Source organism: Geobacter sp. AOG1 (assembly GCF_019972315.1).
GTDB lineage: Bacteria > Desulfobacterota > Desulfuromonadia > Geobacterales > Geobacteraceae > Geomobilimonas.
On the sequence record NZ_BLIZ01000001.1, the window covers coordinates 1,637,576 to 1,658,364 of the forward strand.

Sequence of the window (20,789 nt, forward strand, 5' to 3'; positions counted from 1 at the left end):
GCAGCAGGGAGAAGCCATGAAAGTCGTCGCTGTTGCCCTGGTCGTCTGGTTCATCAGTGTCGTTCCTGCGGGGGCCGCCCGTTTCGGCGGCGTGGAGGAGCTCTACTTCGGCCCGTCGGTGGATTATTTCCAGTGGAAGGAATTCCTGGGGGGGACACAGGTCGTCAAGGAGAGCGGTCCCCTGTTCGGGGTCGATGCCACTGTGGACTTGAACCTGCTCCAGACGGACGATGCGGGTGCCCTCAAACTGAAGGGGAAGCTCGGCCTGTTCGGCGGTGACGTGGACTACGACGGCAGCATCACCTCCACCAACCCCGCCTATGACGGCCTGCCGGTCAAAAGCGACGTGGTCCACTTCGGCGTGCGGCAGGAGGTGGACCTGGGCTGGCGGTTGCCCCTCCAGGAGGTTGCCGTCGAGCCCTTTGGCGGCATCGGTTACCGGTGGTGGCTGCGGGACATCGACAATTCCACGACCCGGGACCTGGCCGGCCAGCCCCTTGGGGTCCAGGGGTATACGGAGTACTGGCAGACCGTCTACGCCCGGGTCGGTGCCCGCGGGCGGTACGACGTGAACGGAGACCTACGGTTCTTTGTCGAGGGGGGTGCCAGGTACCCCTTTTACACCGAAAACGAGGCGGACTTCCCGGGGGTGGGCACGGTGACGGTCAAGCCGGGAGGCGCATGGTCCGCCTTCGCCGAAGCCGGTTTCCGGTACCGGAATTTCCGCACCGGTATCCACTATGAGGGGTTCCGCTTTGCCCAGTCGCCGGGAGTGAAGGGGTACAGCGTTTCCGCGGGGAAATACGTCACCATCTACCAGCCCCGGTCGGAATCGGACGTGGTAGGGATCAATTTCTCCTGGGCCATCAAGTAGCACAACGCCATATTTCAGCGTTCACTTCGTTGCTTTTTCGTCGGTCTCCTCAGCGTACTATCTGTACGCTTCCGGGGCCTCCATCATCTGAAATCTGACGTTGAACGGCATTGTACTATCGGGCGGATAGGGAAAAAGGCCGGAAATGGCGAGTGTATTAATCAGTTGCCGACATTGCATTGGCAGTCGAGGGAATCGATGGAGATGGTCTGCTACATAGCCCTGTTTGGCGCTCTGGGGTGTGCGACCCGCTACTTCCTGTCGGGGTGGGTCTACCGCCTCTGCGGCCCGTCCTTTCCTACCGGAACCCTGGCGGTCAATATCGTCGGAGCGTTCTGCATCGGCCTCATTATGGAGTTCAGCCTGCGCAGCACGCTCATCTCCCCCGCCCTGCGCATTGGCCTCACCGTCGGCTTCCTCGGCGGTCTCACCACCTTTTCCACGTTCAGCTATGAGACGTTCCGACTCCTGGAGGACGGCGAATTTATCATCGCCGCCGCCAACGTTTTGACGAGTGTGCTGCTCTGTCTTTTTTTCACCTGGGCCGGCATCATAACCGCCCGGGCGCTGTGACATTCGGAGGGATTGCCCATGACCAGGATCAGCGGAGAAATGGTACTGATGCGGATTTTCATCGGCGAGAGCGACAAGTGCGGCCGGCTCCCCCTCTACGAGGCGCTGGTCGAGCTGTTTCGCAGGGAGGGGTTTGCCGGCGCCACGGTGTTGCGGGGGGTGGCCGGATTCGGCGCCCACAGCGTCTATCACACCGACAAACTGCTCCGCCTCTCCAGAGACCTGCCGATGGTCATTGAGGTCGTTGACCGCCAGGAGCGGTTCGACGCCATCATGCCCCGGATCGATGCCATGATGGTGGGGGGGATGATTACCCTGGAAAAGGCGACGGTCATCCGTTACACCCACCAGCACGAAACCGGCACGTAGGCGTTTTTACCGTACTACCATTCTTTTATTCTCCATGCAGCAACCGATTGCAGCCACGCATGGCCTGTCTGTCGCTTTTGGCGCACTCCTGCCCTCCTTTAAGTACCTGAAAGTCCCTGCCACTGTCGTCTTGTAACATCTCCCCTCTCTGTTATAATCTCATCTGGCAACTTTTTTCCGATACGCGAGGCGGCATGAGCTCTACCGACAACATCAGCCCTGAATGGGTCGAAGCCCAGTACCTGCGCTGGCGGGAAAACCCCGAAGAGATGAGCCCCGAGTGGCAGGCCTTCTTCCGCGGTTTCGAACTGGGAGATTCCGGTCGTGAACCTGTTACAGGCGGGGAGTTTCTCGATCCTGCCATGGCACGCAAGCAGTCGGGCGTCCAGTCCCTCATCTACCGATACCGGGACATCGGCCACCTCCTTGCCTGCACCGATCCCCTCTCCCCTTGCAGGATCGACCATCCCCTCCTTTCCCTGTCCGCCTTCGACCTGGACGAGTCGGACCTGGACACCACCTTCTATGTCAGGAGGTTCAGACCGGTTCGCACTGCCATCTCTGCCACAACGGCTGAGCCGTCTGCCGCCACCCTGCGGGAGATACTGTCGGTCATGCGGGAGACCTACTGCCGTTCCATCGGCGCGGAGTTCATGCATATCCAGGACCCGACCGAACGGCAGTGGTTCATGGACCGGATGGAGCCGGTGCGCAACCGGCCGGCTTTCACCGTTGACGAACGGCTGGCGATCCTCGGCAAGCTCCAGGAGGCAGCCCTGTTTGAAGGGTTCCTCAATCGGAAGTTCATGGGGCAGACCCGCTTTTCCTTGGAAGGTGGGGAGACTCTCATCCCGGTGCTCGATGCCGCAGTCAACCATGCCGCTAACGTGGGAGTTGCCGACCTGATCGTCGGCATGCCCCACCGGGGGCGGCTCAACGTGCTTGCCACCATTTTCCGCAAGCCCCTCTCTGTCATCTTTGCCGAGTTTGCCGACAACCTTGAGCACAATGAGGTGGGGGAGGGGGACGTCAAATACCACAAGGGGTTTTCCGTCGATGTGGCAACCTCCGGGGGGAAGAGCATTCACCTTGCTCTGGCGGCCAATCCGAGCCACCTGGAGGCGGTCAATCCTGTGGTGGAAGGGAAATGCCGGGCACGCCAGGACCGCTATGAGGATGGCCGTGGAGAGCGGGTCCTGCCGGTACTCATCCACGGCGATGCGGCTTTCGCCGGCCAGGGGATGGTGGCCGAGACCCTCAATCTCTCCCAGCTGCCGGGATACCGTACCGGCGGCACTCTGCATATCGTCGTCAACAACCAGATCGGTTTTACCACTCCGCCGGAAGCCGCCCGATCCAGTTACTATGCCACCGACGTCGCCAAGATGATCATGGCTCCCATCCTCCATGTTCACGGCGAGGACCCGGAGGCGGCCGTCCATGCCGTCCGGCTCGCCCTCGATTACCGGCAGGCCTTCGGCCGGGACGTGGTGGTGGAGATCATCTGTTATCGGCGCTACGGTCACAACGAGGGGGACGAGCCCTATTTCACCCAGCCCCTCATGTACGGGAAGATCAAGGGACGCCCCTCCGTGCACCTCCTCTATGCCGATCTCCTGCGGGAGGCGGGGATAGCGGAGGTGCAGATAACGGCGCCGGCCGCCGCCTATACCGCCCGCCTGGAACAGGCTGTCGAAGAGCGTGTCGATGGTGCGGACCCGGGCTTCCAGGGGGCGTGGAGCGGGGTGCAAAGGGAATACTCCCCCGCCAAGGTGGAGACGGGTGTTGCGCGGGACGCCCTGGTGGCGGTGGCCGAGGTGATGTCTGCCATTCCCGCCGGTTTTACCCCCCATCCCAAGGTGGCCACTCTGCTCCAACGGCGGCGCGATGCGGTGACGAAAGGGGAGGGGATCGACTGGGGGACCGGTGAGAGTCTGGCCTTCGCGAGTCTGCTCCGAGAGGGGCATTCCATAAGACTTTCCGGTCAGGACGTCCGGCGTGGTACTTTCAGCAGCCGTCACGGCGTCCTTATTGACATGGGATCCGAGGATACCTGGATCCCTCTTTCTGCCGTGGCCACCCAAGGGGCGGCGTTCATGGCCTTCGACAGCATGCTGTCGGAAAATGCGGTGCTCGGCTTCGAGTACGGCTATTCCCTGGAAACCCCCGCCGGTCTCACCATCTGGGAGGCCCAGTACGGGGACTTCGCCAACGGCGCCCAAGTGATCATCGACCAGTTCATCTCTAGCGGCGAGACCAAGTGGGACCGGGTGAGCGGCCTCGTCATGCTCCTCCCCCACGGCTACGAGGGGCAGGGAGCGGAGCATTCCAGCGCCCGTATCGAGCGTTTTCTCCAGCTCTGTGCCGATGCCAACCTGCAGGTAGCCTACCCCTCCACCCCGGCCCAGTATTTTCACCTGTTGCGCAGACAGGTCTGGCAGCCGTTCCGCAAGCCACTCATCGTCTTTACCCCCAAGAGCCTCCTGCGCCACCCTCTCTGCGTCTCCCGGCTTGAGGAGTTGTCGGAGGGGTGGTTCCGGGAGGTCATCCCCGGCTCCGATTCCCCCGATCACGTCACGACGGTGCTCTTCTGTACCGGCAAGATATATTTCGAACTGCTGGAGCGGAAGAACCGCGACGGGAGGGAGGATGTGGCGCTGGTACGAATCGAACAGCTCTACCCTTTGCGCACCGATCTTGTCCGGGAAGCCCTGGCCCCGTTCCGGGGAGCCGTGACCTTCCGCTGGGTCCAGGAAGAGCCGCGCAACATGGGGGCGTGGGGGTTCGTCCGGCCGCACCTGGCGGATATCTTGGGGGCGGAGCCGGCATACATCGGCCGGCCCGACGCTGCTGCACCGGCGGTCGGTTCCCATCGGGAGCACAAGGTGGAGCAGGAAAGGGTCATGGCGGCGGCCTTTCAGTTGTGAAAATCTGATCTAATTAATGTATTCAGGAGTTTTACCATGGAAATCACAGTTCCCGCGGTGGGTGAATCGGTTACCGAGGCGCTGATTGCCAAATGGCACAAGCAGGACGGTGAACGGGTGGAGAAGGACGAGCCTCTCTGCGAGATCGAGACCGACAAGATCACCATGGAGATCAACGCCGAGGCGGCCGGAACCCTGTTCATAACCGTCCGGGAGGGGACGACGGTCGCCATAGGGACGGTCATCGGCGTCATCAAGGAGGGTGCGGTGCCGAAGGAGGCTCCTACGCCGCTGCGCCGGGAAGCACCGGCGTCGACCACTGCCGGTCCAACTCCCTTCCTCTCCCCGGCGGTGCGCAAGATGGCCCAGGAGAAGGGAATCACGCCGGAAACCCTCCAGGGGACCGGCCGGGGTGGACGGGTAACGGTGGATGACCTGTTGAATGCAGGGGTGGGTGACCAGGGACCAGGGACCGGGAAACCCGGAGAGGCCAAAGTCGCGGTGCAGGAAACTCTTTTCCCCCCGGTCCCCGATCCTTCAGGCCCGCAGTCTGGGTCCCGGTCCCCGGTTTCCGAAGGCCGAATCACCCGCATCCCCATGACCCCGATCCGGCGACGCATTGCCGAGCGTCTCCTGGCTGCACGGCAGCAGACCGCCATGCTCACCACCTTCAACGAGGCGGATATGGGGGCCATCATTGAACTGCGGAAGAAGCACAACGAGCACTTCCAGAAAAAATTCGGCGTGAAGCTCGGCTACATGCCGTTCTTCGTCAAGGCTTGCGTAGAAGCCCTCAAGGAGTTTCCAATGGCCAACTCCCGCATCGACGGCAACGATATCGTTACCCACCATTTTCATGACATCGGCATCGCCGTCAGTGGCGAGAAAGGGCTTGTGGTTCCGGTGCTGCGCGATGCCGACCGGCTCCATTTCGCGGATATCGAAAAGGGGATCGCCACCTATGCCGAGAAGGTCCGAACCAACCGGCTGGAACTGGCCGACCTGGAGGGGGGGACTTTCACCATCAGCAACGGCGGCATCTACGGTTCGCTCCTCTCAACCCCCATCATTAACCCGCCCCAGAGCGCCGTGCTCGGGATGCATGCCGTCCAGGACCGCCCGGTGGCGCGGAACGGCGAGGTGGTGATCCGTCCCATGATGTATCTCGCACTTTCCTACGACCATAGGATCATAGATGGCCGGGAGGCGGTGGGATTCCTGAAGAAAGTGAAGGAGTACGTGGAAGAGCCGGAAGAGATGTTGCTGGAGGGGTAGGAGAGTTCATGGGTAAATGGCACCAAATACTGCTGGTTGCGGGAGTTGCGGCAGTGATGCTGACCGCGGTGGCGTCGCCTGTTTCGGCGGACGATTTTGCTGGCAGGTCGGCGTACCGGAAGGGGAACTACGACCTGGCCCGGACTGAATTCGGGGCCGAAACGACGTCGGTTTCCCGGTTCTTCCTGGCGCTCATGGACCTTCGCGGCGAAGGGGGCCAGGACCTCGCCCGGGGAGTGAACTTCCTCCGCGAGTCTGCCGAGCAGAACTATTTCGCCGCCCAATACCTGCTGGGGACCCGTTATCTTTACGGGGTCGGGATACCTGCCGATCCGGTACGGGCAAAAAAGCTGCTTGCCGCGGCGGCGGCACAGCGTGACTACCGAGCGGTTGCCCTTTTGGAAATTATCGGTCGGGGGAGCCGTGGCGAGAAGCAGGACCTGAAAGGTATTGTGAATGCCGTGCGCAAGGCGGCCAATCGTGGTAATGCCGCGGCCCGGAATACCCTCGGGCTCATGTACCTCATCGGAGACGGCGTGCCGAAGGATCCCGCCCAGGAAATTCGCTGGTACCGGGCAGCGGCTGCAGGTGGCGATTCCCGGGCAAGTTTCATGCTCTCCCTCATGTATTACCACGGGGACGGCCTGCCGCGGGACCTGGGAGAAGCGGCGCGTCTCATGCAGGTAGCCGCGGAGCGTGGGGGAGCCCGGGCCGAGTTTTTCCTTGGTACCTTCTATTACCATGGCACCGGGATTCCCCAGGACAAAGGGCAAGCGGCTTTCTGGATCGGAAAGGCGGCGGAAAAGGGGTATGCGGAAGCCCAGCATGCCTATGGCATGATGCTTCTTGCCGGAGATGGTGTGCCGGTCGATAAGACCAAGGCGGTGGGTTGGCTCGTAAAGGCTGCAAAACAGGGAGACATGGGGGCTCAGGCGGTGCTCCGGGAACTCGTGGCTCTCCGGACCGCACCGGCGGGAACTCCTGCCATGGACCTGGGCCTGCCCCGTAGCGGTGGAGAAGCGTACGACACGGCAGTCGGCGGCACGTACCTCCAGGGGAAAGGGGTCGTGCTGGACCAGGGGGATTACAGCCTCAAGTTTTCCCTTCCCGATCTCACCGACGCCTATGCCCCCCCTCCCACCCCCGGCGCTCCCTCCGATCTGAGGTCCCGGCTCCAGGGGGGGAAATTCGAGATCATCTTCCGAACGGGGAAGTGAGCAGTTCGGTGCTTTTTTGCGGGACTCTTTTTTCCAGGAGAGCCCCCACCCCGACTTTGGGTACGTGATGTAACGAGCAAAAGATTTAAGGAGGTTCTGGCGCTATGGCCGAACAAGTATATGACCTGATCGTTATCGGTGGTGGGCCGGGCGGCTATGTTGCCGCCATCCGTGCCGCCCAGCTCGGTATGGGAGTGGCGGTGGTGGAACGGCGGGAGCGCCTGGGGGGGGTCTGTCTCAACGAGGGGTGCATCCCGAGCAAGGCTCTCCTCGATTCGTCGGAGCTGTTCGCCCTGGCGCGGGACAGGTTCGCCGGCCATGGCATCGATATCCCTGCTCCCACCCTGAATCTCTCCCGGATGCTGGCCCGCAAGGACGAAGTGGTGACCAAGCTGACGGACGGGATAGCTTTCCTGTTCAAGAAGAACAAGATTGCCCTCTTCATCGGCACCGCCAGACTGGCGGGAAAGGACGGAGATACTCATCAGGTGGAAGTTGAATTCTCGCGGGATTCGGGATCCGGGAGCCGGGACCAGGAAAAGCAGACCCTTTTGGGCAAGAGGTTCCTGCTTGCCACGGGGAGTACGCCGGCCGAGCTTCCCGGGCTTCCCTTCGACGGCGATCTGGTGGTCAGCGCCCGGGAGGCGCTCGCCTTCGATCGGGTACCGGAGCACCTGCTGGTAGTAGGGGGAGGGTATATCGGCCTGGAGCTCGGGTCGGTCTGGCGAAGGCTGGGGGCAAAAGTTACGGTGGTGGAAGTGCTCCCCAAGGTCTTGCCGAATATGGACCGGCAGGTCGCCGACACCCTCGTCCGTTCCCTGAAGAAGCAGGGGTTCACCTTCCGTCTGGAAACCCGGGTGACCGAGCTAGAACGTCGGGATGGCACGGCGATGGTGACCCTGAAGAGCGGTGACGTCACCGAACAGCTGGCGTGCGACAAGATTCTCGTGGCGGCCGGCCGGCATCCACTCACTGCCGGCCTCGGGCTGGAAGAAGCAGGGGTGGCCCTCGAATCGGGTGGGAGAATAGGGGTGAACGGCAACTACGAGACCTCCGTGCCGGGCATTTTCGCCATTGGGGACCTGGTGCATGGGCCGATGCTTGCCCACAAGGCGATGGAAGAGGGGGTGGTGTTCGCCGAGCGTCAGGCAGGGCAGGCCTCCCAGGTTGACTACGAATTCATTCCCGGTATCATTTATACTTGGCCGGAAGTGGCGTCGGTTGGGAAGACCGAAGAGGATCTCACCCGGGATGCCGTCCCCTATGCGACGGGGCGCTTCCCCTTTTCGGCCAATGGCCGTGCCCGCTGCATGGACGAGGGAGAGGGATTCGTCAAGATTCTCGCCCACCAGTCCACCGGCCGGGTGCTCGGGGTGCATATCATCGGCCCGCGGGCCTCGGATATGATCGCCGAGGCGGTGACGGTCATGACCTACGGCGGCAGCGCCCAGGACGTGGCCATGACCTTCCATGCCCATCCGACGTTGTCGGAGGCGATGAAGGAGGCGGCGCTGGATGTGGACAAGGCAGCGATACATGCGTAGGAACGGTCGTTTTTTCGCGATATCTGCGTCAGATTCCACGGCGCACAAGAGCGCCGTCATCTTCCTTGATCTCACAAAAAATCGGCCGTTCCGGAGGAGAAGAACATGAGCTCTAAGAATCTCGCAACCAAGATCCTCGAAGCCCACCTGGTGAAGGGTGAGCTGGTCCCGGGGACGGAAATAGCCATCAGGGTCGACCATACCCTGCTGCAGGATGCGACCGGGACCATGGCCATGCTGGAGTTCATCGCCATGGGTGTGCCGCGGGTGAAGGTGGAGCTGGCGGCCCAGTACATCGACCACAACCTGCTCCAGACTGACAACAAGAACGCCGACGACCATGTCTTTCTCATGACCGCCGCCCAGAAGTTCGGCATCCACCTCTCCAAGCCGGGAAACGGCGTTTCCCACCAGGTCCACCTGGAGCGCTTCGGCGTACCGGGCAAGGTGATGCTGGGAGCCGATTCCCATACACCCACTGCAGCCGGCCTTTCCATGCTCGCCATCGGCGCCGGTGGTTTGGATGTTGCCCTGGCCATGGCGGGACATCCGTTCAGTCTCCCCTGCCCGCGCATCATGGGGGTCAAGCTGACCGGCCAGCTTCCGCCGTGGGTCTCCGGCAAGGACGTGATTCTGGAGATGCTCCGCCGCCACACGGTGAAGGGAGGAGTGGGAAAGATCATCGAATACTACGGCCCCGGCGTGGCTAGTCTGTCGGTGACGGATCGGGGGACCATCGGCAACATGGGCGCGGAACTGGGGGCCACCACGTCGGTCTTCCCTTCCGACCATCGGACCCGGGAGTTCCTGGAGTCCCAGGGGCGAGGGGATTCATGGGTGGAGCTGGCCGCTGATCCCGACTGCAGCTACGACGACTACGACGAGATCGACCTGTCACAGGTGGAGCCGCTCATTGCCTGTCCGTCGTCGCCGGATAACGTATCGCGGGTGAAGGACGTGGAAGGGATCAGGGTGGACCAGGTGATCGTCGGAAGCTCGGTCAACTCTTCCTTCCGCGACCTCATGACTGTCTGCCGCATCCTGGACGGCCGGCGGGTGGCGCCCCATGTCTCCTTCAACATCAATCCCGGCAGCCGTCAGGTGCTGGAGAACGTGGCGGCCCAGGGGGGCTTCATGTCGCTGCTCCTGTCGGGCGCCCAGGTCCATCAGCCGGGATGTCTCGGCTGCATCGGGATGGGGCAGGCGCCGGGGACCAACCAGGTCTCGCTCCGTACTTTTCCCCGCAATTTCCCGGGGAGAAGCGGCACCAAGAACGACAAGGTCTACCTCTGCTCGCCGGAGACCGCCGCCGCCGCCGGCATCTACGGAGTCATCACCGACCCGCGCAAGCTGGGGGAGCTGATGGAATGGCCTGCCGTCCGGAATCCGGAGAAGTACATGGTAGATGACTCCAGCATCATCTATCCCCTCACGGACACGGGCGGGGTCGAGATCGTCACCGGCCCGAATATCGTGCCGTTCCCCGACTTCGACGAACTCCCCGTAGAACTGGCGGTCGAGGTGATCATCAAGGTGGGGGACAATATCTCCACCGATACCATCATGCCGGCCGGGAACAAGGTGCTTCCCTTCCGGAGCAACATACCGGCCATCAGCCAGTTCGTCTTCGAGCAGATCGATCCGGAATTCCCGCGGCGGGCCATGGAGAAGGGGAGCGGTGTGGTGGTCGGCGGCGAGAACTACGGCCAGGGTTCAAGCCGGGAACACGCTGCACTGGCGCCGCGCTACCTCGGCATCCGGGTGAAGCTGGCCAAGAGTTTCGCCCGCATCCATAAGGCGAATCTGATCAATTTTGGCATTCTTCCCCTCATCTTCAAGGACCCGGCGGACTACGGAACCCTTGCCCAGGGTGACACGCTCACCTTCAAAAGACTCCGGGGCCTGGTCGCCGACGGTGCAACGGAAATACCGGTACAGGTGAACGGGAGGGAGATCGTCACCCTCCTGGAAGTATCCGATCGTGAGCGGCAGGAACTTCTTGCCGGAGGAACTCTCAACCTTGTGAGGAACCATGCTTGAACAAGATCGCATCTGGCCGGCCATCGGCCAACACCTGATCGGCGCCCTGCTTCTGGCGATACTCGTGTACCTGGACAGTGAAGTGGCGGATCTCTCCTTCGTGATTTTCTACCTGATACCGGTGGCATGGGAAAGCTGGTATTACGGGAGGCGGGCCGGCATGGCAGTGGCATGTCTCTGTGTCCTCCTCTGGGTGGGAGCCAACCATCCCGAAATGTCCGGGAGAGGCAATCTGTTCCTCGTCTGGAACGTCATGGAGAAGCTGCTCTTCTTCGGTCTGACGAGCCTGTTCGTGGCCAAGCTCAAGAGCAGCATGGACCGCACCCAGGAACTGGCACGACTCGATTTTCTCACCAAGACCTACAACAAACGCTATTTCTGCGAACTGGCCGAACGGGAGATATACCGGTTCCAGCGCTATAATCGCCCCTTCAGCCTTGCCTATATCGATGCCGACAATCTGAAGACGATCAACGACACCTATGGCCACCACGAAGGGGACCAGCTGCTGGTGCTCATCGCCCGCACCATGCAGGCCGCCGTCCGGAAGACGGACATCGTGACCCGCCTGGGGGGTGACGAATTTGTCATTCTTCTGGCCGAAAACAACTTCACCCAGGCCGGCGTGGCCATTGGCAAGGTCAAGGCTCAGTTGGACGCCGCCATGGCGGCCCACCGCTATGGTGTTACGTTCAGCATCGGTCTGGTGAGTTTTCTGGACCCTCCCGTCTCTGTCGACCAGATGCTCCGTTTGAGCGACGGCCTCATGTACCGGGTAAAGGCGAGCGGCAAGAACGCCATCTGTCACGAAAAATTCGGTCTGGAACTGACCGGCGACTATGAAGACGTCACCGCGAAGGGAATCGAGCGCAGGAGTGCACCACATGAAAGAGACGAGTCTCCGGGCGATTTTGCCCGACCATGAACTGGTCAGGATGTACGAGCAGATGGTGCTCTGCCGTGAGTTCGAGGAGTCGTGCGCCGAGCAGTACACCAAGGGGCACATCACCGGTTTCCTCCATCTCTACAGCGGCCAGGAGGCGGTGGCGGTCGGCTCCACCCACGCTCTCCACAAGGACGACTACATCCTTTCCGCCTACCGGGAGCATGCCCAGGCAATCGTCCGGGGGGCGGAACCGCGGCGGGTCATGGCCGAGCTGTTCGGCAAGGCAACCGGTATCTGCAAGGGGAAGGGGGGCTCCATGCACCTGTTCGCCCCCGAGCTCGCCTTCATGGGGGGATACGCCATTGTCGGCGGCCAGTTCCCCATCGCCGTCGGGCTTGCCTTCGCTTCCAAGTTCCGGAAAGAAGGGCGGATCGCCGCCTGCTTCTTCGGCGACGGGGCGGTGAACCAGGGAACCTTCCACGAATCCCTTAACTGGGCGCGGCTCTGGGAGTTGCCGGTGCTCTTCGTTTGCGAGAACAACGCCTATGGCATCGGTACCTCCGTTGAGCGGTCATCGGCCCTGGCGGATATCCACAAGCGGACCTGCGGCTACGACATCCCGTCGGTGCGAGTGGACGGGATGGACGTCATGGCGGTCCACGCGGCGGTGAAGTGGGGAGCAGAATGGGTCAGGGAGCAGAACCGCCCCTACCTCATCGAGGCGCTCACCTACCGGTTCCGTGGCCACTCCATGGCCGATCCCGGCAAGTACCGCTCAGCCGCCGAGGTGGAGCTCTGGAAGGCCCGGGATCCGCTCCCCGCTTTTGCCATTCGCCTCATCGAAGAGGGGATCGTCACCCAGGCCGAGTTGGGTGCCATCAAACAGGAGTCGATCGCTATCGTGCAGGAGGCGGTTACCTTCGCTGAGGAGTCGCCGTGGCCGGAAGATGGGTCGGTCTGGGAGGATATCTATGCCTGAAATGACCTACCGTGATGCCCTCAACCTGGCCCTGAAGGAGGAGATGCGCCGCGACCCGTCCATTGTCGTCTGGGGGGAGGACGTGGCGCTGTACGAAGGGTCGTTCAAGGTGAGCAGGGGGCTGCTGGCGGAGTTCGGCGAGGAGCGGGTACTGGATACCCCCATCTCGGAGAACACTATCATCGGCGTCGCAGTCGGGGCCGCCATGGGAGGGCTGCGCCCCGTTGCGGAGCTGATGACAGTGAATTTCGCCTTGCTTGCCATGGACCAGATTATCGACCATATGACCAAGATCCGGTACATGTTCGGCGGCCAGGTGAACCTTCCCATGGTGATCCGTGCGCCCGGCGGCGGCGGGAGCCAGCTGGCGGCCCAGCACTCCCAGTCCCTGGAGACCTATTTCATGCATGCACCGGGGATGCGCGTGGCCTATCCCGCCACCCCCGCCGATGCCAAGGGGCTCTTGAAGACCGCCATCCGCGACAACAACCCGGTCATGTTCCTGGAGCACGAGCTCCTCTACAACAGCAAGGGTGAGGTCCCCGACGATCCGGAGTCCCTTGTCCCTTTCGGCAAGTGTGACGTAAAGAGATCCGGGACTGACATCACCATCGTTGCCTACGCGCGGATGACCATCCTGGCGCTCCAGGCGGCGGAGGAGCTGGCGAAGGAAAATATCTCCTGCGAGGTGGTGGACCTCCGGACGCTGGCGCCGCTGGATGCAGAGACTTTCGTGGCGTCGGTAAAAAAGACCGGCCGAGCGGTGGTGGTGGAGGAATGCTGGAAAACCTGCGGCCTTGGGGGGGAGATCGCCACCCGTATCTACGACGGTTGCTTCGATTCACTCCGGGCGCCCGTCAGGCGGGTGTCGGGTCTGGACGTCCCTATGCCCTACTCGCGCAAGCTGGAGAAACTCTGTATTCCCCAGGTGGCGGACATCGTCGCGGTGGTGAAGGAAACGATGGCGGCAAAATATTGAGTGACCACCCCCTATCCCCCTCCTGATTCAGGAGGGGGTGGCCGTGAAGGCGGGGGAGCTTGGCGTGTGTTGTCAAAATCGAATCGATATATATGAGGCAAACATGGCAACCGAAATCACCATGCCGAAGCTTTCCGATACCATGACCGAAGGGCGACTCGTGGTCTGGAAGAAGTCCCTTGGCGACAGGGTGGAGCGTGGGGACATAATCGCCGAGGTGGAGACCGACAAGGCGACCATGGAGTTGGAGGCGTTCGCTGCCGGGGTATTGACGGAGATACGGGTAAAGCCGGGGGAGATGGTGGCCGTTGGGACGGTGATAGGTTTAGTGGGGGAAGGGGGAGAGCAGCCTGCCTCAGTCGCTGCTCCACCGTCCGAGGCTGCACCCGTCCCTGACAACTGGCAGCCGCCACCTGAACTGCCGCCGGCCGAACCTATGGCAGCTGGGGATGTGCCGGAGCGCCTGCTGGAAGTCCCCCCCGATGCTGGTTCTTCTCCGGAGCCTCTCCTTCAGCCTGCTGGCAACGGAGAGAAGGCTTCCCCCCTGGTGCGACGCCTGGCGAGGGAAAAGGGGATCGTCCTGCGGGAAGTAAAGGGGAGCGGGCCGGAGGGACGCATCCTTCAGGAAGACCTGGAAAAGGCGGGGGTCGGGGACCGGACTCAAGAATCGGGCCTGAAGGGACAGGTGACCGGCAAAGAAGCAGTTGCAGAATCCGGAAGTAAAGAAGCGGCGGGAAGTGCTCAGCCCCTCTCCCGGATGCGGGCTGCCATCGCCCGTACGGTTGCCGAGGCGTGGCGGACCATCCCCCACTTCACGGTGACCGTTGCCGTGGATATGAGGGAGGCGGAGGAGGTGCGCCGGGAGTTGAAGGAGGCGGGGAGCCCCGTTTCGGTCAACGACCTGGTCGTGAAGGCCTGCGCCCTCGTCCTGGCAAAGTTCCCCTTGGCAAACGCCTCCTACACGGACGACGGCATCATCTTTCACGACGGGATCAACATAGGCATTGCCGTCAGCCTGGACGACGGGCTGCTGGTGCCGGTAATCGGCGGCTGCCAGGCCCTTACCGTCAGGGATGTGGCGGCGCGGAGCCGTGAACTGGTGGAACGGGCGCGGAGTGGCAGGATCAGTGAGCGCGAATTGTCCGGCGGGACCTTCACCATCTCCAACCTGGGGATGTACGGAATAGAGGAGTTCATGGCGGTTATCCATCCACCGCAGGGGGCGATCCTGGCGGTCGGGGCAATCATGGACGAGGTGGTGGTGCGCGACGGGCAGGTGACGGCAGGGCGGATGATGCGGATGACACTCTCCGCCGACCACCGGCTCCTGGATGGCGCCTACGGGGCTAAGTTTCTCCAGGAGTTGAAGAGAGTTCTGGAGAATCCCGTGGTCATGCTGGTGTGATAAAACATGCCTTATGGGGATATGGAAGTCACTGACCTTGGCATGATAGGGTTCGACACCGCCTACGCCCTCCAGGAACGGCTGGTCGCAGGGATAGCCGCCGGTACCGAGCCGGAGACGCTGCTCCTTCTGGAGCATCCGGCGGTCTATACCATCGGCAGCGGAGGGGATGGGGCAAATGTCCTCGATTCTTCGGTGGAGGTCCGGCGCATCAACCGGGGGGGGGACGTCACCTGGCACGGTCCGGGTCAACTGGTGGGGTACCCCCTCATCTCCCTCGACCGGCGGGGACGGGACCTGCACCGCTATCTCCGCTTCCTGGAAGAACTCCTCATCCGGGTGGCGGCGGAATTCAGCGTCGCAGCAAGGCGGGTGCCGGGGCGGACCGGTGTCTGGACCGGCGCGGGGAAGCTCGCCTCCATCGGGGTCGGGGTCCGCCGCTGGGTAACCATGCACGGTTTCGCCGTCAACGTGGTCCCCGACCTGGCGGCTTTCGACCTGATCAACCCCTGCGGCATCGCCGGCTGTCCCGTGACGTCGCTGGCGCGAGAATGTGGTGCGGCTGTCTCTATGGCAGATGTACGGAAAACGGCGGTGAAGTTGTTCGCGCCGCTTCTGGCGGACTGGATGCCGGAAAAACCGACAGAGAGAGATCCCATCGCAGATGTAGTTTGTCCCCTTAGATAAGAGCTTGTTGCGTGGCCGCCCAACGCAAGGCAGTCGCACAGGAGCGCCCCTACGAAACATGCTATTCCATTTCCCTATCTGATGAAGGAGGCCACCGTGTCACGCGAAAACTTCAAGGTACCTGTCGCACAACTGAGATGGGAGTGCGATCCGAGCCAGTTTGACTTTAACACCACTGCCGACCTGAACGAACTGGAGGGGTCCATCGGTCAGGAACGGGCCCTCAAGTCCATCGATTTCGGCCTCGACATGCGTGATGGCGGGTTCAATCTCTTTCTGGCAGGGGAGGCGGGGACCGGGCGCAGTTCCACCATCAAGAACCTGCTGAAGAAGCGGGCCAAGGCCGAGCCGCCTCCACAGGACTGGTGCTATGTCTATAACTTCAAGAATCCCGATCTCCCCTTGGCGCTGGCTCTTTCCGCCGGACTGGGAAGCGAACTGGCCGGGGATATGAAAGAGCTTTTGGAGAACATGCGCAATGTCATACCCAAGGCCCTGGACAGCAAGGAGTACGAAACCAACAAGTCTGCCATCGTCGAGGAGTATCAGGAAAAGAACGGTGAATTGTTCGGCCGTTTGGAGCAGGAAGCGGAATCGAAGGGGTTCGCCCTGCAGAGGACCGTCTCGGGTTTGGTGATGGTTCCCCAGAAGGAAGGGCGCAACTACACCCAGGAAGAGTACGAAGCGCTGGAGAAAGTGGAGCGGGACAAGATCGACGAGGCGGGGAAGGAGTTGACCGAGAAGCTCAACGATGTACTCCGCCAGGTGCGGGAGAACGAAAAGGCGACCAAGGATACCCTGTCACAGCTCGACCGGGACCTGGGGCTGGCCGCCGTCGGCCACCACATCGAGCCACTCAGGGAGAAATATGCTTCCTACGAAAAGGTCATTGCCTACCTGGAGTCGGTGCAGGAGGATATTCTCCTCAACCTGGAGGACTTCAAGGAGCAGCAGCCCCAGCAATCCCCCATTCCCGGTCTCAAGCTGCCGCGCCAGGAGCCTTCCTTCGAACGTTACCAGGTGAACGTCTTCGTCGATAACAAGGGGGCGGAGGGGGCGCCGGTGATCTTTGAGGCGAACCCCACCTATAACAACCTGTTCGGCCGGATCGAGCACATCATGCAGATGGGAGGAGTGGCCACCACCAACTTCACCCTGGCTAAACCCGGGGCGCTCCACCGGGCCAACGGCGGTTACCTCATCGTCGATGCCCGGGAGGTGCTCATCAACCCGTTTGCCTGGGATGCGCTGAAACGCTGCATCCGCAGTGGCGAGATCAGGATCGAGGACGTGCTTGAGCAGTACCGTTTCATGTCCATCGCTTCCCTGAAACCCGAGCCGATCCCGCTCCAGACCAAGATTATCATGATCGGTTCCCCCTGGATCTACTATCTCCTTTTCTACATGGAACCGGACTACCGGAAGTTTTTCAAGGTGAAGGCGGACTTCGACAGCCGCATTGCCCGGACGCCGGAAATCATGCGGGATTACGCCCTGTTCGTTGCCACTCACTGCAGGAGCGAGAATCTCCTTCACTTCGACCGGAGCGGGGTGGCAGGGCTGCTCGAATACTCGTCACGGCTGGTGGAGGACCAGGAACGGCTCTCTTCCCAGTTCATGGAGATTGCCGACCTGATCCGGGAGGCGAGCTACTGGGCCGGGCAGCAACAAAGCTCCGTCGTGACTCGTGAGCACGTGCGAAAGGCGATCGATGAAAAGATCTACCGGAGCAACCGGATCGAGGAGCGGATGCAGGAGATGTTCGATGACGGCACCATCCTCTGCGACACCGAAGGGAGCGAGGTGGGGCAGATCAACGGCCTGTCGGTCCTCACCATCGGGGACTACATGTTCGGTCGTCCGTCCCGGGTCACCGTCCGCACCTATATCGGCCGGGGAGGGATGGTCAACATCGAACGGGAGGTGAAACTCTCCGGGCCGATTCACGACAAGGGGGTACTCATCCTCACCGGCTACCTGGGTGGGAAGTTTGCCCACGACAAACCCCTCTCCTTCTCTGCCTCCATCTGCTTCGAGCAGTCCTACGAGGGAGTGGAGGGGGACAGTGCCTCGTCCACCGAGCTTTACGCCCTCCTGTCGGCCCTTTCCGGAGTTCCGATCCGCCAGGGCATCGCCGTGACCGGCAGCGTTAACCAATTGGGAAAAGTGCAGCCCATCGGCGGAGTGAACTACAAGATCGAGGGCTTCTATGCGGTCTGCAAGGCCAAAGGGCTTACCGGCGAGCAGGGGGTGATGATTCCGGCCAGCAACCTGCGCCATCTCATGCTTAAGGACGAAGTGCTCGAGGCGGTTAAAGAAGGCAAGTTCCACATCTGGAGCGTGGCCACCATCGATCAGGGGATCGAGATACTGACCGGTGTTCCGGCAGGAGAATGGCAGCCGGATGGCGGTTATCCGGAGGGGAGCATCAACTATCTGGTGGATGCGCGGCTGCGGGAAATGCTTGAGAGTATGAAGAAATTCACTGCTCCGGCGGAAAAGGAAGAAAAGAAAGAGCGGTGAGTATGGTTTTTGCATTCATTAGAATAGAGGCGATTCGGCTTCGACACGGGTAGATGTTTGCAGTGATTTCTCAGGATGGAAGATGGGGAGGGGCCGCATGGCCGCACCGAAGATTCTGCTGGTGGACGACGTCAAGCTGTTCATAGAACTGGAAAAAAGCTTTCTTACCAACTCGGACGTCTCCATCCTCACCGCCGAGGATGGGGAGGAAGCGCTGGAGATCGTCCGGCGGGAGCGGCCGGATCTGGTCTTCCTCGATCTGCACATGCCGAAGATGAACGGTGTGGCGTGCTGCACCGCCATCAAGTCGGATCCCGACCTCCTCTTCATCCCGGTCATCATGGTGACCACCGCGGGGCATGATGAGGAGATCGAACTGTGCAACAAGGCGGGGTGTGACGATTATCTTACCAAGCCGGTGGAGAGGAAGGCCTTTCTGGAAAAGGCTCGTTCCTACCTGCCGGACATCGAGCGGCGTGAGCCGCGACTCCAGCTCAAAACCCCGGCCCTCTTCAGGGATGGGAAGGGGGTTTGTACGGCTGCAGTTGCCGACATCAGCAGTGGCGGTATCTATCTGACGACGGATTATGCGGTTACTCAGAACGATGAGATGGAACTGGCGTTTTTTCTCTCCGACAGCGAGGTCGGCCTGATCGCCATCAAGGGGCGGGTGGCCTGGCTCAACAGCGGCAAATCCCGCAAGAAGTGGGACATGCCGGTCGGTTTCGGGGTAGAGTACACCAGTATCAGCGATGAAGCCCGTCAGGCGATCCAGGAGATGATCGACAACAGCGAGCAGGAGGAGTAGGGGGGGCCTGCTCGCCACCCAGTAAGGCAGTGATGCCGCCCAGCCGACCTGCTACAGCAGGGCGTCGATGGCGGCGAAGTCCAGGTAGGTTTCGGCGGTCGACTGGAGGAGTTCCAACTTCTCATGGTCGTCCGCCGTTATTTTTGAGACGTGGTCCAGAAGCTTGGTGAAGACCTGGGCAGTGGTTTCCTGGATGCGGATGTAGGGAACGCCGCTTTCATCCAGGATCTTCTGGGTGACGGGAGAGATGGCAGTATGCCCCGGAATCACCAGCCCGGCGATCTTCTCGCGGTACGTCGGTATGTGGTAGAGGGATGCGGTGGTGACGAGCAGTTCGTCCCGGGAACTGGTGGTGATGAGAAGGGTCGAATGCTGCAGCCCGTCGATCACCACCTGTGACGAGGCGGCTCCCAGCTGGATGTGGTGGGCTATCCGGTGCTGCTGGGTCGCGTCCCCCTTGAGCGGCTGGCCGAGACGTCGCGCCAGATTGTGGAGGGTCGGATTGGCCAGAACCGGCGAATAGTCGAAGGCCCCGGCAACCTGGATGCCGCTTCCGGCAAAGGCTTTCTGCAGGTATCCCAGTGACGACGCCCGCTTCTCCGGGATGAGCTTGTTGACGAGCAGCATCCGCAGCTCGGCCCCTTCACGTTCATAGAGTCCCATGTTCAGCCGGACCGAATCGATTACGTTGCCGATTCCTCCTCCCGCGACCATCACCACCGGCGCATCCAGCAGTTTCGCCACCTGGGCGTTGTTCAGCCCGATCACCGAACCGACCCCGCCGTGCCCCGCCCCCTCGATGATGAGAAAGTCGTTCTTTGCCTCCAGCTCGTTGCATGCCTCCCGGAGTTTTTCGATGGCGGTAGCGGGGGCCAGTTCGCCATCGATGAAGCGCTTGGTGGACCCTTTCGTCAGAACCACCGGCGACATGAGGCGGCGGTCCTCGGCCAGTCCGTAGATTTGCGCCATGAGCACCGCATCCTTGTCCATCGGTACGTCGTTGAAGGTGACACACTTGGGGCCGATGGCCTTCATGAAACCGACCCGGCCGTACTTCCGGCGGGCGAGATGCATGAGGGAGACGCTTATGGTTGTTTTACCGCAGTTCTGGCCGGTGGCGGCCACGAAGAGTTTTCTGCACATGACGCAATGCTCCCTTAAGTACGATCTGCTTGCCTAATACCAATTCCACATCAAGGCCCTATCTGCGTTGGCTCGTCTTCGGCTCCTCAACGTACTGTCTGTACGCCTGCGTCGCCTAAATCCTCGCCGCTTGATTTCATCCTTGATCTGAAATTGGCATAACTATAGGGCAGTGGCGGCCGACCGGGCAACTGTGTATACTCTATAATGCGTATACGGTGAAAGAAGGAGAGGTTATGGCGCGGGGAGTGGTCATCGTGGTGCTAACGATAGGTCTGGCGGCATGCAGCGGCGAGGCGGGCCGGAGCGGAAGCGGCCTGCCGGGGGGAGAGCTCTTTCTTCGTCACTGCAGCGGCTGCCACCCGGACGGCGGGAACAGCAAGTATCCCCCCAAGAGCCTCGACCGCTTCACCCTGGCGGCAAACGGCATTCGCACCGCCGACGACATCGTGGACAAGATGCGCAACCCCGGACAGGGGATGACCCGCTTCGACCGGCAGGCCATTGGCGATGCCGATGCCCGGAAGATCGCCGATTATATCCTTGCCACGTTCAGGTAG

General features: G+C 61.6%; 17 protein-coding genes. 16 read left to right on the plus strand and 1 reads right to left on the minus strand.

What is annotated here, in order from left to right; translation table 11 throughout:
* Positions 1-16 precede the first annotated feature (16 nt).
* The 15 genes from LDN04_RS07465 (at position 17) to LDN04_RS07535 (ending at position 19,086) form a co-directional block, all read left to right on the plus strand.
* Positions 17-874, plus strand: a complete 858-nt coding sequence (locus LDN04_RS07465) for a hypothetical protein (RefSeq protein ID WP_223908514.1) — start codon at positions 17-19, stop codon at positions 872-874.
* 198 nt (positions 875-1,072) lie between these two features.
* The gene (gene crcB, locus LDN04_RS07470; protein ID WP_223913353.1) at positions 1,073-1,447 is read left to right on the plus strand and encodes a fluoride efflux transporter CrcB; all 375 of its coding nucleotides are present in this window, start codon (positions 1,073-1,075) and stop codon (positions 1,445-1,447) included.
* Positions 1,448-1,465: 18 nt separating this feature from the next.
* A complete protein-coding gene (locus LDN04_RS07475) occupies positions 1,466-1,816 on the plus strand; it encodes a DUF190 domain-containing protein (protein WP_223908516.1) in 351 nt (116 codons plus the stop codon).
* Between the two features lie 194 nt (positions 1,817-2,010).
* Positions 2,011-4,743: a 2-oxoglutarate dehydrogenase E1 component gene (locus tag LDN04_RS07480; RefSeq protein WP_223908518.1), complete on the plus strand. Its 2,733-nt coding sequence runs from the start codon at positions 2,011-2,013 to the stop codon at positions 4,741-4,743.
* Positions 4,744-4,779: 36 nt separating this feature from the next.
* Complete coding sequence (gene odhB / locus LDN04_RS07485) at positions 4,780-6,018, plus strand: 2-oxoglutarate dehydrogenase complex dihydrolipoyllysine-residue succinyltransferase (RefSeq protein ID WP_223908521.1); 1,239 nt, start codon at positions 4,780-4,782, stop codon at positions 6,016-6,018.
* 8 nt (positions 6,019-6,026) lie between these two features.
* Complete coding sequence (locus LDN04_RS07490) at positions 6,027-7,235, plus strand: tetratricopeptide repeat protein (protein ID WP_223908524.1); 1,209 nt, start codon at positions 6,027-6,029, stop codon at positions 7,233-7,235.
* 104 nt (positions 7,236-7,339) lie between these two features.
* A complete protein-coding gene (gene lpdA, locus LDN04_RS07495) occupies positions 7,340-8,779 on the plus strand; it encodes a dihydrolipoyl dehydrogenase (RefSeq protein ID WP_223908526.1) in 1,440 nt (479 codons plus the stop codon).
* Between the two features lie 105 nt (positions 8,780-8,884).
* On the plus strand, positions 8,885-10,819 hold the full coding sequence (locus tag LDN04_RS07500; RefSeq protein ID WP_223908528.1) for an aconitate hydratase: 1,935 nt from the start codon (positions 8,885-8,887) through the stop codon (positions 10,817-10,819).
* A complete protein-coding gene (locus tag LDN04_RS07505; protein WP_223908531.1) occupies positions 10,812-11,744 on the plus strand; it encodes a GGDEF domain-containing protein in 933 nt (310 codons plus the stop codon). The genes LDN04_RS07500 and LDN04_RS07505 overlap by 8 nt, the downstream gene beginning before the upstream one ends.
* Complete coding sequence (gene pdhA / locus LDN04_RS07510) at positions 11,704-12,684, plus strand: pyruvate dehydrogenase (acetyl-transferring) E1 component subunit alpha (protein ID WP_223908533.1); 981 nt, start codon at positions 11,704-11,706, stop codon at positions 12,682-12,684. Before LDN04_RS07505 ends, pdhA begins: the two co-directional genes overlap by 41 nt.
* Positions 12,677-13,663, plus strand: coding sequence for an alpha-ketoacid dehydrogenase subunit beta (locus LDN04_RS07515; protein ID WP_223908534.1), 987 nt, complete (start codon positions 12,677-12,679; stop codon positions 13,661-13,663). Before pdhA ends, LDN04_RS07515 begins: the two co-directional genes overlap by 8 nt.
* 103 nt (positions 13,664-13,766) lie before the next feature.
* Positions 13,767-15,068: a dihydrolipoamide acetyltransferase family protein gene (locus LDN04_RS07520; RefSeq protein ID WP_223908535.1), complete on the plus strand. Its 1,302-nt coding sequence runs from the start codon at positions 13,767-13,769 to the stop codon at positions 15,066-15,068.
* A gap of 21 nt (positions 15,069-15,089) precedes the next feature.
* Entirely contained in the window at positions 15,090-15,755 is a 666-nt protein-coding gene (gene lipB / locus LDN04_RS07525; protein ID WP_223908536.1) for a lipoyl(octanoyl) transferase LipB, read from the plus strand.
* Positions 15,756-15,851: 96 nt separating this feature from the next.
* Positions 15,852-18,278, plus strand: coding sequence for a Lon protease family protein (locus tag LDN04_RS07530; protein WP_223908538.1), 2,427 nt, complete (start codon positions 15,852-15,854; stop codon positions 18,276-18,278).
* A gap of 97 nt (positions 18,279-18,375) precedes the next feature.
* Positions 18,376-19,086 carry a response regulator gene (locus LDN04_RS07535; protein WP_223908541.1) on the plus strand — a complete coding sequence of 237 codons (711 nt, stop codon included), beginning with the start codon at positions 18,376-18,378 and terminating at the stop codon, positions 19,084-19,086.
* Between the two features lie 51 nt (positions 19,087-19,137).
* On the opposite strand, the gene LDN04_RS07540 is transcribed toward LDN04_RS07535, so the two are convergent.
* Positions 19,138-20,229 carry a phosphotransacetylase family protein gene (locus LDN04_RS07540; RefSeq protein ID WP_223908544.1) on the minus strand — a complete coding sequence of 364 codons (1,092 nt, stop codon included), beginning with the start codon at positions 20,227-20,229 and terminating at the stop codon, positions 19,138-19,140.
* A gap of 236 nt (positions 20,230-20,465) precedes the next feature.
* Here LDN04_RS07540 and LDN04_RS07545 point away from each other — a divergent pair, with 236 nt between their 5' ends.
* Positions 20,466-20,789, plus strand: coding sequence for a c-type cytochrome (locus LDN04_RS07545; protein WP_223908547.1), 324 nt, complete (start codon positions 20,466-20,468; stop codon positions 20,787-20,789).